At 36.1% G+C, this 16,749-nt stretch carries 12 protein-coding genes; 5 read left to right on the forward strand and 7 right to left on the reverse strand.

Going from position 1 to position 16,749, the window contains the following annotated elements; genetic code table 11:
- Positions 1–4 precede the first annotated feature (4 nt).
- The 3 genes from BUB95_RS05850 to BUB95_RS05860 are packed head-to-tail and all read right to left on the reverse strand — an operon-like array spanning position 5 to position 6,750.
- Positions 5–313 (reverse strand): antibiotic biosynthesis monooxygenase family protein, encoded by a 309-nt coding sequence (locus BUB95_RS05850; protein ID WP_073084185.1) that lies wholly within the window; start codon positions 311–313, stop codon positions 5–7.
- A gap of 3 nt (positions 314–316) precedes the next feature.
- A complete protein-coding gene (locus BUB95_RS05855; protein ID WP_073084186.1) occupies positions 317–5,890 on the reverse strand; it encodes an alpha-2-macroglobulin family protein in 5,574 nt (1,857 codons plus the stop codon).
- A gap of 29 nt (positions 5,891–5,919) precedes the next feature.
- Positions 5,920–6,750, reverse strand: a complete 831-nt coding sequence (locus BUB95_RS05860) for an SH3 domain-containing protein (RefSeq protein ID WP_073084188.1) — start codon at positions 6,748–6,750, stop codon at positions 5,920–5,922.
- Positions 6,751–6,980: 230 nt separating this feature from the next.
- Between BUB95_RS05860 and amaB the strand changes: the two genes are divergently transcribed.
- The 3 genes from amaB (at position 6,981) to BUB95_RS05875 (ending at position 11,192) form a co-directional block, all read left to right on the forward strand.
- The gene (amaB, locus tag BUB95_RS05865; protein ID WP_073084190.1) at positions 6,981–8,534 is read left to right on the forward strand and encodes an L-piperidine-6-carboxylate dehydrogenase; all 1,554 of its coding nucleotides are present in this window, start codon (positions 6,981–6,983) and stop codon (positions 8,532–8,534) included.
- Between the two features lie 100 nt (positions 8,535–8,634).
- Positions 8,635–10,002: a DUF1800 domain-containing protein gene (locus BUB95_RS05870; RefSeq protein WP_073084192.1), complete on the forward strand. Its 1,368-nt coding sequence runs from the start codon at positions 8,635–8,637 to the stop codon at positions 10,000–10,002.
- Positions 10,003–10,004: 2 nt separating this feature from the next.
- Complete coding sequence (locus tag BUB95_RS05875; protein WP_073084194.1) at positions 10,005–11,192, forward strand: DUF1501 domain-containing protein; 1,188 nt, start codon at positions 10,005–10,007, stop codon at positions 11,190–11,192.
- Between the two features lie 172 nt (positions 11,193–11,364).
- Here the strand turns inward: BUB95_RS05875 and BUB95_RS05880 are convergent, their stop codons facing one another.
- From BUB95_RS05880 to BUB95_RS05895, 4 genes are read right to left on the reverse strand one after another with little or no spacing between them, the layout of a single operon-like run.
- The gene (locus BUB95_RS05880) at positions 11,365–12,498 is read right to left on the reverse strand and encodes an ATP-binding protein (RefSeq protein ID WP_073084196.1); all 1,134 of its coding nucleotides are present in this window, start codon (positions 12,496–12,498) and stop codon (positions 11,365–11,367) included.
- 4 nt (positions 12,499–12,502) lie between these two features.
- Positions 12,503–12,961: a DUF1801 domain-containing protein gene (locus BUB95_RS05885; protein ID WP_073084198.1), complete on the reverse strand. Its 459-nt coding sequence runs from the start codon at positions 12,959–12,961 to the stop codon at positions 12,503–12,505.
- A 2-nt stretch (positions 12,962–12,963) separates the two neighbouring features.
- Positions 12,964–13,713, reverse strand: coding sequence for an SDR family NAD(P)-dependent oxidoreductase (locus BUB95_RS05890; RefSeq protein ID WP_073084200.1), 750 nt, complete (start codon positions 13,711–13,713; stop codon positions 12,964–12,966).
- A 19-nt stretch (positions 13,714–13,732) separates the two neighbouring features.
- Positions 13,733–14,596: an aldo/keto reductase gene (locus BUB95_RS05895; protein ID WP_083573345.1), complete on the reverse strand. Its 864-nt coding sequence runs from the start codon at positions 14,594–14,596 to the stop codon at positions 13,733–13,735.
- A gap of 197 nt (positions 14,597–14,793) precedes the next feature.
- Here BUB95_RS05895 and BUB95_RS05900 point away from each other — a divergent pair, with 197 nt between their 5' ends.
- The gene (locus BUB95_RS05900; RefSeq protein WP_073084204.1) at positions 14,794–15,795 is read left to right on the forward strand and encodes an AAA family ATPase; all 1,002 of its coding nucleotides are present in this window, start codon (positions 14,794–14,796) and stop codon (positions 15,793–15,795) included.
- Positions 15,796–15,869: 74 nt separating this feature from the next.
- Positions 15,870–16,736: a DUF58 domain-containing protein gene (locus tag BUB95_RS05905; protein WP_073084206.1), complete on the forward strand. Its 867-nt coding sequence runs from the start codon at positions 15,870–15,872 to the stop codon at positions 16,734–16,736.
- Positions 16,737–16,749 lie beyond the last annotated feature (13 nt).

Here is a 16,749-nt window from a genome sequence, read left to right on the forward strand (position 1 = left end):
ACTATTATCTCTCAAACTCATACTCACGTTCTACTTTGCAAATGCGCACTTTATACCAATTATACCATTGTTCACGGCCTTTTTGTTGTGCAAATAGATGCTCAGCGTTTTGTTTCCATTGCTTTATGGCGTCTAAACTTCCCCAGTAACTTACTGTGATTCCGACTTCGGAGCGCGCACTTTCAATTCCTAAATAACCGTCTTGTTGCTTGGCAAGATTTTCCATTTTGTTTGCCAGTTCAGCATAACCTTTAATATCCTCATTTTTTGTGGAGGTGAAGATAACAGCGTAATATGGTTTAGTGCTTTTCATAATTTACTTTTCAACCGTTATCCAACGTCCTTTATTACGCACCAAATAATCATTATCGTACATCGCTTCGGCTTGTGCGCCTGGTAAATAGTACGTTCCTAAGTAAGATGCGTTTAGTAAAACGGTGAATGTTTTTGTGCCTCTTTTGCCACGTCGTTCCATATCAAAATAAAAGTTCACACGGTCATCTCGTATGTCCGTATATCTCGCTTGACTTACTGTTGTGTCTCCAAAATCGGTAAAGCGCGTGTTTACAATATCCCAACCTGAAGGGAAAATCTGAGTCAGCGCCACATCTTTCACGACTTCGTTATTAAGATTTGTGATGCTTACGGTTGCCACAAAGTCCTGACCTTGTTGTAGTCTATTGACATCAAGTGTGTTGCCTTTTAAATCTTTATAAACTGTCGAAATTGAAAATCCGCGTTGTACTGGTAATTCTTCACCAAGCTTTAATTTTCCTGAGTTCAACACACGTACGTAAACCAAATTATCGTCATTATTTTCGAGTGAAATGGTGTTTAAACCATCTACGACAGGAATATCACGTTGTGCAATACCATTTTTAGTGGTAATGGTTTCTGTCTTTCCGTTTACGGAGTATTTGAGATTTAATTCCTTTCCGCCATTTTTAGCGATTAACTTTCCGATGGCTAGCAAACTATATGCTGTGGTTTGTGTGCTCATCCAAGTATCACTAGACAATGATTTTCCAATAGTTTTTGCCAAATCCGAAGCTTTCGGATTATTAGTAATGAGCATCGTTTCTAAAGCCATAGCGCAATTTCTATCCAACGAGCCATAGGTATAATAGTTACTTTTTGGTGGCTGAAAATCGATATTTGCTGTTTTGGTAATGGCGTCACTTGCCTCTTTTTGTCCAGCTAATGCGTAAGCTGCGGATAGTCTCCATTTGGCCTCATTAGACAGTTCTGTGAACTCGCGTAAACGGTTCATGCTCGCTAAATCCGGACTTCCTGCAAGTGCCAATGTGTACAATCTGTAAGCTTGTGCTAAATCACTACGATAGTTTCTGTAGCTCGGACGCCAATCTCGCGCCGCTCTTTTTTGATAAGCCAGCCAATTACTCTTAAATGTCAGTGGTAAAACATACCCTTTCTTCTCGGCTTCGAGCATGAAATGCCCAGCATAGGTTGTACCCCAATCGTTAGCTGAGTTTTCGCCAATCCAATAACTCAATCCGCCATCATGTCTTTGGAAACTCGCCAAACGGTTTATGCCGCTTTTAATATTATCTTGAATTTCTTTTTTACGTGTCGAAGTCAAATCAAAAATATCTGTCAAGTATAACTGTGGAAAAACACCTGATGTTGTTTGCTCGACGCATCCATGCGGATAGCGGATGAGATACGCTAAACGCTTATTAAAATCCATTGGCGGTAAAGTTGAAAACTCAACCGTTGCCATGTTCGTTCCCGATACACCGAATGTTGAAAAAGTCACATCTTGCGAAGATTTCGCTTGAAGTTCTTTATCAATCACTTTTGAAGAAATTGGATTTGGGTTTTCGACATCAATTTCTACTTTATAATAGGATGTTTCACCGTTTCCTGAAGCAACAACCTCAATAGTATTTATGCCTTTTGCTTTGGTCACATCCAATTCAAAATACGCCATTTTTTCATCAGGATTTTCAAATTGAAGCGTTTGAGTTTTGTTTCCTTTTACGGTGATACCATCACTTAATTTCAAATCTAATTTTACGTTTTTCACTTTCTTTTCCATGGCAAAAACAGTAACTGGTAAAGTCACTTTTTCGCCTGGACTTAACTTTCGTGGAAGCGTTGCCAATACCATTAAGGGTTGTTTTACTTGCACAGATTTTTCAGCATTACCGTAAGCTTCATCTGCATTATCGCCGGCGATAACCATTGTACGGACTGCACCAATATAATTTGGCATTTTTAGTTTGTGCGTTGCGGTTTCATTGGCCTCTAAAATAAATGGGCCTAAATAAGTAACGACTGGTTTAAACCGATTGGCTTTTTTATTTTTTCCTTTTGCCGCTTCGCCATCACCACCAATGGCGAACACTTGGTCAACACTACCAGAATATGCGCCTATGACATCATCGAAAATATCCCAAGTTTTTACCCCAAGCGCTTCGCGCGCATAGAAACTGTCCCAAACGTTTGGTATTTTAAAACGTGTTAAATCGAGCAAACCTTCTTCTACAACGGCGATGGTATAAGTCATGGGTTTGTTATTTTTTTCGGAGACTTTTATTTCGTAATCTGTCTTCGGTCTGATGCTATTTGGCATTGAAATTTCTGGATACAATCGTGTTTCAGGATTCTCTACGAGAAGCGGAATCACACCATACAATCTAATGGGTAAATCGTTAGACGTGACATCATGTGGCTGCAATAACGAAATATTGATAAAGGCATTTGGTGCCATATCTTCCGTAATCGGTATTTCAATTGTAGTTTCGCCTTTTTTCGTTTCTACCCATTGGTAATCGATGATTTCTGAACCATTTTCTAAGCTAATCAACGCACGACCTTCAGTACCAGAAGGAAACGTCAGTTTCGCCGTTTCGCCTACATTGTAATTGTCTTTATCTGTTGAAAACACCAACATTTTTGCGGCTTCTTTATCTGATGACGGTGCAGATTGCCACCAGTTTTTATAAAAGTATGCCGTACGTCCTGTGGCATGACCGCTTTCTGGGTCTAAAATTCTGATTAAATAACGACCGCGATTTCCATCAGGGATATTTAGCTTAAAATTTGCTTTTCCGTTAGTATCGGTATTAATTTTAAAGTCTTTAATTGGTCTATGATAACTGCTCGAAACGTAGCTTGAAAGATTATCGTAAGAGGAATTCCACCACCAACGCCATTCGACTTTATAAACTTTGACTTCGAGATTTTTTCGCTGCACGCCTTTGCCATCAGCATTAACTGTAGCCACATCAAACGTGTGGTTTTCATCTGTAAAATAGGAACCATAAGTATTGCCTTCAGGAGATTTTAAGCCCACAAAACTCTCGTAAGGCGCGTAAGGCATTGTAAAGGAATCTAATGAAAAATCACCGCCATTTTCAAACGCTCTGACTAAAAATTGAGCGTTAAGCATTCCTGGTGCATTTTTTCCAATATTTAGTTGGCTATTTATTTTTGCGTTGCCGTTTTCGTCCAGACTTCCATCGTAAACAATAGCTTCTTCCGTGGTAAAATTTCGGGTTGGGTCATTAAAAATGTAATCTTTATAACCTTCAAAACTTGCGGATTTTGTGGTGAATTTCGCTTTCACTTCAGCTTTAATGTTTTTTGCAGGTGCGCCGTGAAGCCAAGCAACATTTAAATCGCCCTTTAATGGTGTGTTGTTGGTTAAAATTTCATCTTTAAAATCGATTTTAATTTTTAAACGGTTAGGTTTTACGGTTTCAATCTTTAAGGTTTTGGTGAATGATGCGCCACCGACTGACACTTTCGCGTAGTAATTACCGGTTTTATAATCTGTAGATGTTGGTACTGTAAAATTGTAAAAATGATTGACGTTATCAACCGATACATGGCGATGCACCAGCTTACCAACTGGGTCTGTAATTTCGAGTTTTACAGGATGACGTTGTGGTAATTTATTAGCATTGTCGTTGAGCACAAATGTGAGAAATAAACTATCGCCAGGTCGCCAAACACCACGCTCAGCATAGATATAACCTTTAAGTCCACGTTGTAGTTTTTTACCAGAAACATCAAATTTACTAAGCGATAACGAATTGCCATCTAAAAGCTTTACATAACTTGTGTTTCGACCTTTATTGACGATGGCAAATGCAGCACGTTTTTCAGTATCAATTTCGGCAATGCCGTCTTTGTTTGTAATTGCTTTTGTAAGTAATTGCTGCTGATAATTATATAAATCTACGGTAACACCACTTTCTGGATTGGTCGTTAAAAGGTCTGTGACCGCAAAGAGATATGAGTTGGCATTTCCTTTTTTAGCTACAACACCTAAATTAGAAGCTATAAGATTTTGCGCAACAGTTCTGTTGGCATAATTATAATACGAATCTGTACAAGGATTATCTCTATCACGCCATCTGTAATTTTGGTTTCTGTAACTGTACGTAATATTGTCCCAATAGTCTTCTTCTAATTGGTTTAATTCTTCTTCGGACATGTCATTAGATGCGTAGCTGTCTTCTTCGTAGTAATCGTCATAATAGTCATCTTCGTTACTAGAGACTTCACTGGCATTTATGTCACAATCATAAAGTGAATAGTCACGCTTAAAACTTAATTCTACGCGATAAATAGAACCCACATCGGAGGTAAAATATTTAGATAAATCTATACTATAAGCCTTCCATTTTCCTGTGTTTTGAGATTCGTCTTCGATTAGGGTTATCGTTTGCTTAGCAATGCGTCGTCCTACGTTACGAATACCATACTGATTGTTGCTATTTAAATTATTTGTTTGAAGAAACTGAAGCACATTATCTTCAAAAATCTTAATAATACGTACATCGACCTTACTGAGGTTTACAGCTTCAAAATTGAATTTTAATTCTTGAGAATTTGGAAGAATAGTTCCATTACTTATTAACCGTACCTGTGGTTTTAAAGCCTCGAATGTTATTTTTTCAGAGAAATTAGTTTTTAACTTAAAGTTGTCCGTGTTTTTAATTCCAGTGAAAACATCGACTCTAATATCACCCACTAATTTAGAATCTGGATAGACTTTTAAAACATTTCCGTCGACCACATATTTAGGATTCTTTACATTTTGAATAGTCACCAATCCCGAAAAATTCTGCTGCTTTTTTAAGGGGTCAGAAAAGTTAAGTGACAAGTATTGCTCAGGCGATTGAAATACTTCTGTATTAATAATGGTGAAATTGTTTTTACCTGGAATAGTTACAGAATTTTCACCTTTATTTTCAGCATTTATAGCGCTGCCATTCCAACTAACATCAATCTTGCTATCTTCAATAAAACGTTTGATGCTGTCGATTTTAAATTCAAAATATTTCGAATTTTTGTTGGCTTCATTCCACACCAATTTTAAATTGGTATTGTTCTGCGAAGCTTCGACCAATTCTTTCGCGTTCTCTAAACTAATCACATCCGCAGAGCGCAAATAACCCAACAAATATTGCCATTCTTTACTGTACGATTGCAAATCTGAAGTCGTAACGGTAAACCCAGGAGTTATAGTTTTAAACTGAAACGTATAGGATTTGTAGTCTTTAGGAATACTCTTGTAAATATCACCCAAATTCACCGTAACATCATATTCTGTATCTGGCTCTAAAGGTTCGTCTGGCGTGAAAAGTAATGTTGTTTTATTGAGTGCTTGTAATTTACCTTGAACGTAAGGTTTTATTTTTATCAAATCAACATCTAAGTCTTGCCCCATTTCCCATTCGCTTACCTCGTTTGCCAAAAATATCTTTATGGGTTCGACGACCGAAACACGACCAGAAGTGGTGTAACTGATGTAATCTTTAAACTTAAAGATATTGTTGGTTTCCGTGGTCTTGTCTTTACAAGAAACTGCGAGAAAAGCGATGATTATGAGGGCGAAGACTTTGTTGATTTGCATAATTTAATGGATTTCTATGTGATTATAACTTACGACGCTTTGCTTAAAGGTAATTCAAAGATTACAATTTTTTCAGTTTTGTAACCGTCAATATCTGTCATAATAACTTTAAGCTCAATATGGCTCGGTGCAATACTGTAAGTAGCACTATCTTCGAGGTTTAAAGTTGAATATAATTCGGCTTTATCAAAACTTCCGAAACGCTTAGAATCTTTTGCAGATAATGTTGCTGTTTTAAAGATATTTCCTTTTGAGAATTCCAATTTTAAAGGTTTCCAACTTGAGGTGTAATGCTGAAAGTCTGTAAATGCAGCTTCACCATCTTTTTTCTTTACTACAATACTGTTTTTGTAGCGTTGAAAGACTTCAATAGTTCTGTAGCTTTGATGATGCTTCACCTTGAGGTACCTGTTTTCAACAGTTTCATTATTATTTATTTTGAAAACTGGCATGACGATATCATTTTCTACGCTAGATGATTTTATTTCCGCATCAGTGTGTAATTTATCAATATAAATGGTAAAGGCATCACCAGCTATTTTTAGTGGCTGCTCTATTTTTTCATCGGTTAAATACCCGTTGAATACATAGCCGTCTTCGAAATATTCACCTACCGCAGGGCCTTTTATTTTAACCCATTTACCAGACACTTTTTTATCATTATCCTTAACATCTAAATGCAAATTGGTGTGCTCAATGATTTCTACTGCTGTACCATAATCTAATATGCCTATTTTAGTGGCACCTTGATTTGGTTGTTCTCTAATGACTAATCCGTTTTCTGCGTTTACATACTGGATATCTTGGGCGTGTGCTACGCTCAGCGCGAAGCATGCCACTGCTAAAATTCTTAAAAACATAATGTGTGGATTTAAATATTACTGTTTCTCATTCCTTATGAGAACTCTTAAAAATCAAGATGTAGGCCTATTCTTGTTAAATAGATACGTGACTTTTTTTTGATTTAGATCTCATTCAATTGTTAAAATGTTCACAAAGTTGATGTCAATTATCAAGCTGAAAAAGACTATTGTAAGCGACAATTTATTGCTATCTTGCCCAAATTAATTTTACTAAAAATCAATATACTATGGGAACAGTGGCAACTGATTTCGGAATAAAAGAAGCATTACAAAAGTTGGGTGTTTCAGATATAAATCACGGAACTTCAACAGGTTCTAATAATTTTGGAAATGGCGATTTAATTGAAAGCTACTCACCAGTAGATGGGCAATTAATCGCAAAAGTATCTACAACAACTCGCGAAGATTACGACAAGGTTATGGACGCAGCAACATCTGCTTTTAAAACCTTCAGAGCCATGCCAGCTCCACAACGTGGTGAAATTGTTCGTCAGTTTGGAAACAAATTAAGAGAGTTAAAAGAACCTCTTGGGAAATTAGTCTCTTACGAAATGGGAAAATCTTTGCAAGAAGGTTATGGTGAGGTGCAAGAAATGATTGATATCTGCGACTTTGCGGTAGGCTTATCGCGTCAGTTAAATGGGCAAACTATTCCATCTGAAAGACCAGGTCACGTTATGCGTGAGCAATGGCATTCTTTAGGAGTTGTTGGTATAATTTCGGCATTTAATTTTCCAGTTGCCGTTTGGGCTTGGAACACCGCTCTGGCTTGGGTTTGTGGCGATACTTGCGTTTGGAAAGGTTCTGAAAAAGCGCCAGTTTGTGCTGTAGCTTGCCAAAATATTATTGCGGGTGTTTTAAAGGAAAACAACTTGCCAGAAGGTATATCTTGTATCGTTAATGGTGATTATAAAGTTGGTGAATACATCACTACAGATACTAGAATTCCTTTAGTGTCTGCAACCGGTTCTACACGTATGGGACGCATTGTTGGTAAAACAGTAGCTGAACGTTTTGGAAAATCGTTGTTAGAATTAGGCGGAAATAATGCCATAATCATCACACCAACTGCTGATTTAAAAGTCGTAGTTCCTGGTGCTGTTTTTGGTGCTGTTGGTACTTGCGGTCAGCGCTGTACATCGACACGTCGTTTAATTATTCACGAAAGCGTATACGATAAAGTACGCGATGCAATTGTTGGCGCGTACAAACAACTAACTATTGGTAATCCTTTAGATGAAAGCAATCATATTGGACCATTAATCGATAAAGACGCTGTAAATACATACTTGGCTGCGATTGAAAAAGCAAAAGCTGAAGGTGGAAATGTATTAGTTGAAGGTGGTGTTTTAGAAGGCGAAGGTTACGAAAGCGGATGCTACGTAAAGCCAGCAATTATTGAAGCCGAAAATCATTTTGAAATTGTTCAGCATGAAACATTTGCACCAATTTTATACTTAATGAAATATTCTGGCGATGTTGAAAATGCTATTGAAATGCAAAATAGCGTAGCTCAAGGTTTATCATCTGCAATAATGACCAATGAGATGAAAGAAGCTGAAAAATTCTTGTCTTTCGCAGGAAGCGATTGTGGAATTGCCAATGTAAACATTGGAACTTCTGGCGCAGAAATCGGTGGTGCATTTGGAGGTGAAAAAGAAACCGGTGGCGGACGCGAATCTGGTTCTGACGCTTGGAAAATCTATATGAGAAGACAAACGAATACAATAAACTACTCTGATGAATTGCCATTGGCGCAAGGCATTAAGTTTGATTTGTAATAATATTGCACAACAGATATTAATAAAAACCGTTTCAATTTTGAAGCGGTTTTTTGTTTTAGAGAATTAAACCTTTTTAACTAACTTAGGTCTTAACAACATGAAAGTAGAACATCTTAAACATCTTTACTGGCGCGCAGGTTTTGGAGTTACTCCAAGTATTCTTGAACATTATAAAAATGCGACAAAAAGCCAAGTAGTTTCAGACTTGTTCAAAGCGTCAGAGACTACTGAGCCTTTAAAAATTGACCTATCCGAGTTTAAGGGCTTTAAAACACTTTCTTTTAAAGAAAATCCGAAGCTAATTAAAGAATTGGCTCAAAAAAGCAGAAAGCGCTTAATGGATTTTAATATTGCATGGGTTAACAGATTAAATACATCCGACGCTGTCTTAAGAGAACGTATGACGCTTTTTTGGGCAAACCATTTTGTGTGTGGCGAAAAAAATGTGGTTTACGCCCAGCAGTACAATAATATGCTTAGAGAATATGCCTTGGGGAACTTTAGAGATTTTGTAAAAGCAATGTCTAAAGAAGCTGCGATGATAAAGTATCTTAATCTTAGACAGAATGTAAAAGCGCAACCTAATGAGAATTTTGCTCGAGAGCTTATGGAACTTTTCACATTAGGACCTGGTCATTACACCGAAAACGACATTAAAGAAAGTGCAAGAGCATTCACAGGATATTTTAATATGCTTGATGGTACCTTTAGGCTTAGAAGATTTCAGCATGATTATGGTCAAAAAACTTTCATGGGTAGAACAGGAAATTTTAATGGCGATGATATCATTGATATTATTCTAGAAAATCGACAATGCGCTAAATTTATTTGTGAGAAAGTTTATAGATACTTTGTAAATGAAATTATAGATAAAAATCGTGTTGAATCTATGGTAGAGGTCTTTTTCGAAGACTACGACATCTCTAGACTAATGCAATACGTTTTTACGCAAGATTGGTTTTATGACAATGACAATATTGGGAATAAAATAAAATCGCCAATTGATTATTTAGTTGGGTTATCTAGAACAGTTCCTTTTATTTTAAAGAATGAAAAAGCTGTAATTAAACTTCAAAAATTATTAGGGCAAACTTTACTAGACCCACCAAATGTTGCGGGCTGGAAAGGGCATAAGGCGTGGATAGATGCTAATACAATTATGGTGCGCTTAAAATTGCCTTCTGTTTTATTAAACGGTGGAATGATTGCATTGGACGACGAAAAGGATGAAATGCGACGTCAGTTTTTCAAGCGAAACAAATCGAAATTACCCATAAAAACTTTAGCGAATTGGGATAAGTTTCAAAACGAGTATAAAAAGATTTCTATTGAGGATTTGGATTCAGTTTTAATAAACGGACAATTAAACAAAGGGACTTTGACTTACTTAAAATCTTTGTATAAAGATTCTAAGCAGAAATACTGTATTCAGTTAATGTCATTGCCAGAATATCAAATGTGTTAGTTATGGAAAGAAGAGATTTTTTAAGAAATTCAGCTTTGGCAAGTAGTTTGTTTTTTGTTCCAAATTTTGTGAGAGCTTTTGAGGATTTTGAGGCTAAATCCATCGGTTATAAGCGCTTAGTTATTATCCAACTCACTGGAGGAAATGATGGGCTAAATACTATTATTCCATACAATAACGATTTGTACTACAATGCGCGTCCTACCCTTGGAATTAAGAATGATGTTATAAAACTAAATGACGAGTTGGCATTGCATCCGAGTTTAAAGCCCTTACAGCATCTTTACGATAGCGGTGAGCTTTCCATCATAAATAATGTAGGTTATCCAAATCCAGTAAGGTCGCATTTTAGGTCAATGGATATTTGGCAATCTGGAAGTTCTAGTGACGAGTATTTGCAAAGTGGATGGCTAGGCCGATTTTTGGATAAACATGGGAAACATCCTTACAATGCTATAGAACTTGACGAAACGCTTAGCTTAGCTTTAAAAGGGGAAACCTTTAATGGTATTGCAACTAATGATTACAGAACATTATACAAAACGGCTCGAGACCCCTATTTTCAGAATGTTTTAAATCATTATAACGACCAGCATTTATCAGAACATAATTTAGGTTATTTGTATAAGAATATGATAGATGCTAAATCTTCGGCAAATTATATTTATGAGACCACTAAAGTAAAATTATCACAAGAAGACTATCCTCAGAATAAATTTGGTAAACAGCTAAAAAGCACAGCGCAGTTTATCAATTCTGGATTGGACACAAAAGTATTTTATAATGCCTTAGATGGTTTTGATACTCATGCAAATCAGCAAAACACCCAAAAACGCTTATTGTCTATTTATGCGGAAGCACTTTTCTCTTTCGTAAAAGACCTAAAACGAAACGGGACTTTTGAAGACACATTGATTCTCACGTTTTCGGAATTTGGAAGGCGTGTAAAACAAAATGCGGCCAATGGTACAGACCACGGCTCTGCAAATAACGTGTTTGTTGTTGGTAAAAACCTTAAAACTGCTGGAGTCTATAACCAATTATCCTCTTTGTCTGATTTAGATGATAATGGCGATTTAAAGTTTACTGTAGATTTTAGACAAGTTTATGCTACAATTCTAGAAAATTGGCTAGGAACTTCAACAAAAGGCATTATTAGTGTTCCTCAGAGAAAATTAAAATTCATATAAAAACCTTACTTCAATGCCAAAACGTTGTTGGGAGAAGTAAGGTTTACGTATATTATTGTTGAATAATAGCAATTAAAACTAACAATAGTTAGTTGATTTTTAATAGATTATAGACCAATTGCAATAAAATTAGAACATCTGTTTTTTGAGGTAAAAATAATCGACGAAAGTCTTAATTGTACTTTACTTTTCTGAGTATTCGCATAGTTAGTTTGTAAACCTCGTAGATAGATTTACTGTAACTTTTTAAAAGCGGTTTAGCTTCTTCTAATTTATCAATAGCACTTTCAAAATCATTTAGATAACAAATAAGATAAGTTGCAGAAAGGTTATTTAAATCGGCTATTTCGTTCGGAGTTAAAGACAGTCCTTTTTTTAATTTTTCTAACAGTGTATTGTTAGTGTTGTAGATGTGGTGCAATACTTTTTTATCAAATTGAGGTGGCTCAAACAAAAGCTTGGTCTCTATAGAGTAGTTGGCGTTATTGCCAAACTCTATAACCGTTTCTTCAAGTTTGTAATATTTGTAATTATTATGAAGTCCAAGTTTTACATATTCAATAATCGTAAAATCATTTTCAGAATAGCTAATAGAAACTTCATCTAATGCAGAATAAAATAACCGTCGTTGCTCGTTGATTAGTTCTATGTCTACCCGAGAAAAGAAGACCTCATCTTCAACTTCTTTTTTTTGGCCTGCCCAACAGAGCACAAAATATTCTTTAAAAACTTTGTATTGGGGCAGATAATCTTCTCGTTTTTTCATAAAATCGAAAACACCCTTCAGCGTTAGTTCAATGTTATTACGAGCGTGATGTTCGATTGTTGAGACAATTTCAGAGTTTACGTCCTTTATCTCAATGTCAAAAACCTTGGGCATACTCATGCTGCCATCTCTAAAAAAGACAGCACCACCATAATATTTCCAGATATTTCGTCTTAAGGACGTGATTTCATTGTTTGGTCTAATGGTTACCAAGCCTACAACTTTATCGTCTGGTAAGTGCGGGAAAGGGATGTTCTCGTACTGAACAATTGGTGGATTAGTGAGATAGGCGTTTATGAGATTTTGAATTTTACTGTCGTCATAGAAGTCAACCCCAACAATTTTATTGTCAGCATCGTCTACACCTATAACTATGTACGAGTTGTTTTTTGGGTTACTATTAGATAGCGCGCAGATATGCTTTAGAAATTTGGCTTTACCCTCTTTATAGCTGAGATTTAACTTTCGTTTTTTGTCATAAAAACTGTTCTCATCATTGTGAGCAAGAAGGTTTTTAATTAAAAGACGTTTGTTAATCAATGCTTTATTTTTTTGGTCTAATCTTCTTTTCGGATATAGACATTACTATGCTTTTAGGGTGATTATTAAAGTTTAATAAATTGGGATTACGTTTTTCAGAAACCATAACCGCTTCAAGTATCATCTTCTTAATCTCGTCAATTGGGAAATCTTCATTCGAACTAACTTTCAAATGACGAATAAGCTTACCTTTGCCTTCTAATTTAATTTTACTGCTTGTTAACTCTGAGCCTCGATTAAATCCAAAATTTAAGTGTTTTGAGTACAAAGCGATATGGCAGAACGCATCTTTTAATTTTTCAGATTTGGAATAAGCTATGGCAACGGCATTGTAATTATCCCAGATAAGTTCGTTAGTTTCGGGAACTAGAGAAGTTATAAATTCTCTTAGCCAAATAGTTAAGTGTTTGATTTCCTCGCTGTAGGGTTCTATAAAGTTTTGTAATTGAGGATTAGCTTTCATCTCTACGATTTTTTTACAATAGTAGAACTCGCCTGTGCTGTACAAAACATCAATATATCAGCAATGTTAACGTGAGCGGGTCTACTTATTGCAAAATGAATAACCTCCGCAACATCCTCTGGTTGGAGAGCTTTATAACCTTTGTAAACATTATCTGCTTGACTTCCACCTTTGAAACGCACTTGAGAAAATTCGGTTTCAACCAAGCCCGGATTTACAGCGCTGACTTTTATACCATAAGGATTCAAGTCTATACGCATGCCTTCTGTGATGGCCAAAACAGCATGCTTACTAGCGCAATACACATTTCCTTTTGGATAGACTTCTTTCCCAGCAGAAGAACCTATATTAATAATATGTCCTGATTTTCGCTCGGTCATTCCGGGAATAATAGCTTTGCTCACATAGAGTAATCCTTTGACATTAATATCCATCATAGCATCCCAATCATCTGTATCTCCTGTTTCTATGGGGTCTAAGCCATGAGCATTGCCTGCGTTATTGATTAAAACATCGATGTTTCTAAAGGTATCTGGTAGGGAGGCAATGGCTTCAAAAGTTTTGTCTCTATCTCGTACATCAAAATTTAAAGTATGCACGTCAGTTTCTCTCGAGAGGGCTTTTTGCACTATATCTAGTCGTTCTTGGCGTCGTCCACAGAGCACTAAGTTAATGCCATGTTTAGCAAATTCGTGCGCAGTTGCTCTTCCTATTCCACTTGTTGCACCTGTTATTAGAGCTGTTTTTTTCATATTGTTTTATTTCTAATTATTAAGGCACTTTATGACCTTGAGCAGCTACCAAAATTAAAAACCAGTCTTCTAATTCTAAATCAATTTTAGTGGCTTCCATGGCTTGCTGCAATCGTGTTTTGTTTGTTGTGCCTACTACAGGTGTAATTCCTGAAGGATGCTTTAGTAACCAGGCTAATAGTAATTGGTCTTCAGTTGCATTGTATTTTCCTAATAACGCTCCCAATTGTTTATGGATACGTCTTGTTTGTTCTGTGTCTTCTCTAAAAACGCTACCAAGCGGTGACCAAGCCATAGGTTTGATTCCGTGAGAAAGCATAAAATCTAAAGTGCCATCATGCATAGCTTCATGAGCAGTTAAAGAAAACTCTATTTGGTTAACATCAATATCTACTCTAAGCCCAAGCATATCCATTTGAGAAGGCGTGAAATTAGACACACCAAAATCTCTTATTTTCCCCTGTTGTTTCAATAATGAAATGGCTTCTGCAATTTCATCAGGATGCATTAATGGACTAGGACGGTGAAGTAAGAGCAAGTCTAAATATTCGGTTTGAAGATTTTTAAGCGATTCCTCAACAGACCAAATCATATAATCTTTGTTGTAATCGTAATGTTTGACTTTATTCTTTCGGCTTTCAGCCATATACTGAATGCCCATTTTAGATATTAGTTGTATATCCTCTCGTTTAACTCCTGAAGAAGTAAAAGCTTTTCCAAATTCTGCTTCGGTGGTATAGCCACCATAAATATCTGCGTGGTCAAAGGTGGTGATACCTTTAGAAATGCAATGTTGTATCATAGACGCCATCTCTGAAGTAGAAAATTGTTTTCCCCATGCGCCCCAAGTCATGGTCCCACTAATTATTTCTGAATAATTTATCACGTTAATGATTGGTTTTTAGTTACAGTAAAAATATCCATTTTATATGGAAAAACCTGCCTTAAAATTGGGTTAACACTAATTATAAGAAAGCACAGTATTTTTAACCAATCATTAACATCATAGGTAGAATAATTTTAACAATTTGCGAAACTGATATTGAAAGACGGATATAACGGTTGAAAAACTTATAAAACATGGAAGAAACGAATACAATTGATATAAAATCGATTAACGAAAAGATTGAAAAAGAGAGTGCTTTTGTAGACTTATTAACCTTAGAAATGAACAAGGTCATTGTAGGTCAAAAACATATGGTAGAACGTTTGCTCATTGGTCTTTTAGGTCAAGGACATATTCTGCAAGAAGGTGTTCCTGGTTTAGCAAAAACTTTAGCTATAAACACACTGTCTAAAGCTGTTTCGGGAAGTTTTAGTCGTATTCAGTTTACACCAGATTTATTACCTGCAGATGTTGTAGGGACTTTAATTTACAATATAAAAGAGAACGATTTCTCAATTAAAAAAGGACCAATATTTGCCAACTTTGTATTGGCAGATGAGATTAACAGAGCACCTGCAAAAGTACAATCGGCATTGTTAGAAGCCATGCAAGAAAAACAGGTAACTATTGGTGACGAGACTTTTGTTTTAGACAAGCCATTTTTAGTAATGGCAACTCAAAATCCGGTGGAACAAGAAGGAACATATCCACTTCCTGAAGCTCAAGTCGACCGTTTTATGCTTAAAACGGTAATTGATTACCCAAAACAAGCCGAAGAACAGCTTATCATGCGTGCCAACTTAAAAGGCTCATGGGAGAAAGTAAATCCTGTAGTTTCAGTAGAGCAAATTTTAAACGCTCAAAATGCCGTTAGAGAAGTTTATATGGATGAAAAGATTGAAAAGTATATCCTCGATATCATCTTTGCAACGCGCTACCCAGAAAATTACAATTTAGGTGATTTAAAAGCTTTAATCTCTTTCGGAGCTTCACCTCGTGGAAGCATTAATTTAGCAACTGCAGCAAAATGTTACGCATTTATTAAACGTCGTGGTTATGTAATCCCAGAAGATGTTCGAGCAGTAGTGCATGACGTATTACGCCATAGAATAGGTATTACTTATGAAGCTGAGGCAGAAAATGTAACTTCAGAAGATATCATCAATAAGATTGTAAATCAAATCGAAGTACCATAGAATTTAAGATTTTAGAATTACGAACAACGATTTAGAAAATCGTAAATCAACAATCTTCAATCGTAAATTGAAAAATGGATACCAAAGAACTTCTTAAAAAAGTACGCAAAATAGAGATTAAGACACGTCGTTTGTCTGATCATATTTTTGGAGGCGAATACCATTCGACTTTCAAAGGGCGTGGTATGACGTTTTCGGAAGTTCGTCAGTATCAGTTTGGAGACGACGTTCGTAATATAGACTGGAATGTTACTGCTCGAACAAATGAGCCTCACGTTAAGGTTTTTGAAGAAGAGCGTGAGCTTACCATGATGTTGATGGCAGATGTTTCAGGAAGTAAATTATTTGGTACGCAGAACCAATTTAAGGACGAAATAGTTACAGAGATTGCTGCTACTTTGGCGTTTTCAGCAACTCAAAACAATGACAAAATAGGACTGATTCTATTTTCAGATGAAATAGAATTATTCATTCCGCCAAAGAAAGGACGTTCTCACGTTTTAAGAATTATCCGAGAGTTGTTAGAGTTTCAACCAAAAAGTAAAAAGACCAATATATCTGAAGCTTTAAAGTTTTTGTCTAATGTTATGAAAAAGAAAGCCATTGTTTTTATGCTTTCAGATTTTGTGGCAGACGATTACAAACAAACTTTAAAGATTGCTGCTGGTAAACATGATATTACAGGTATTAGGGTTTTTGATAGACACGAAGAAGCTATTCCAAATATTGGAATGGTACAAATGCAAGATGAAGAAACAGGAGAACTGCTATTAGTTAATACAGCGTCAAAAAAAGTGAGACAGGATTACACCTCTTTTTACAGAGGAAAAGTAGACTACTACAAAGATGCCTTTACAAAGTCTGGCGCAGGAACTATAGATTGCCGTGTTGATGAAAGTTATGTGAAGAAGCTGTTGGGTTATTTTAAAAGAAGAGGATAAACGAATGAAGAAT

The sequence above is a fragment of the Winogradskyella jejuensis genome, from assembly GCF_900129745.1.
Lineage (GTDB): Bacteria > Bacteroidota > Bacteroidia > Flavobacteriales > Flavobacteriaceae > Winogradskyella > Winogradskyella jejuensis.

What these genes read in the sequence shown, in the direction of transcription:
- BUB95_RS05870 (WP_073084192.1), top strand. Translation starts at nt 8,635, where the DNA reads ATGAAAGTAGAACATCTTAAACATCTTTACTGGCGCGCAGGTTTTGGA.
- BUB95_RS05905 (WP_073084206.1), top strand. Translation starts at nt 15,870, where the DNA reads ATGGATACCAAAGAACTTCTTAAAAAAGTACGCAAAATAGAGATTAAG.
- BUB95_RS05860 (WP_073084188.1), bottom strand. Translation starts at nt 6,750, where the DNA reads ATGTTTTTAAGAATTTTAGCAGTGGCATGCTTCGCGCTGAGCGTAGCA.
- BUB95_RS05855 (WP_073084186.1), bottom strand. Translation starts at nt 5,890, where the DNA reads ATGCAAATCAACAAAGTCTTCGCCCTCATAATCATCGCTTTTCTCGCA.
- BUB95_RS05900 (WP_073084204.1), top strand. Translation starts at nt 14,794, where the DNA reads ATGGAAGAAACGAATACAATTGATATAAAATCGATTAACGAAAAGATT.
- BUB95_RS05890 (WP_073084200.1), bottom strand. Translation starts at nt 13,713, where the DNA reads ATGAAAAAAACAGCTCTAATAACAGGTGCAACAAGTGGAATAGGAAGA.
- BUB95_RS05875 (WP_073084194.1), top strand. Translation starts at nt 10,005, where the DNA reads ATGGAAAGAAGAGATTTTTTAAGAAATTCAGCTTTGGCAAGTAGTTTG.
- BUB95_RS05850 (WP_073084185.1), bottom strand. Translation starts at nt 313, where the DNA reads ATGAAAAGCACTAAACCATATTACGCTGTTATCTTCACCTCCACAAAA.
- amaB (WP_073084190.1), top strand. Translation starts at nt 6,981, where the DNA reads ATGGGAACAGTGGCAACTGATTTCGGAATAAAAGAAGCATTACAAAAG.
- BUB95_RS05885 (WP_073084198.1), bottom strand. Translation starts at nt 12,961, where the DNA reads ATGAAAGCTAATCCTCAATTACAAAACTTTATAGAACCCTACAGCGAG.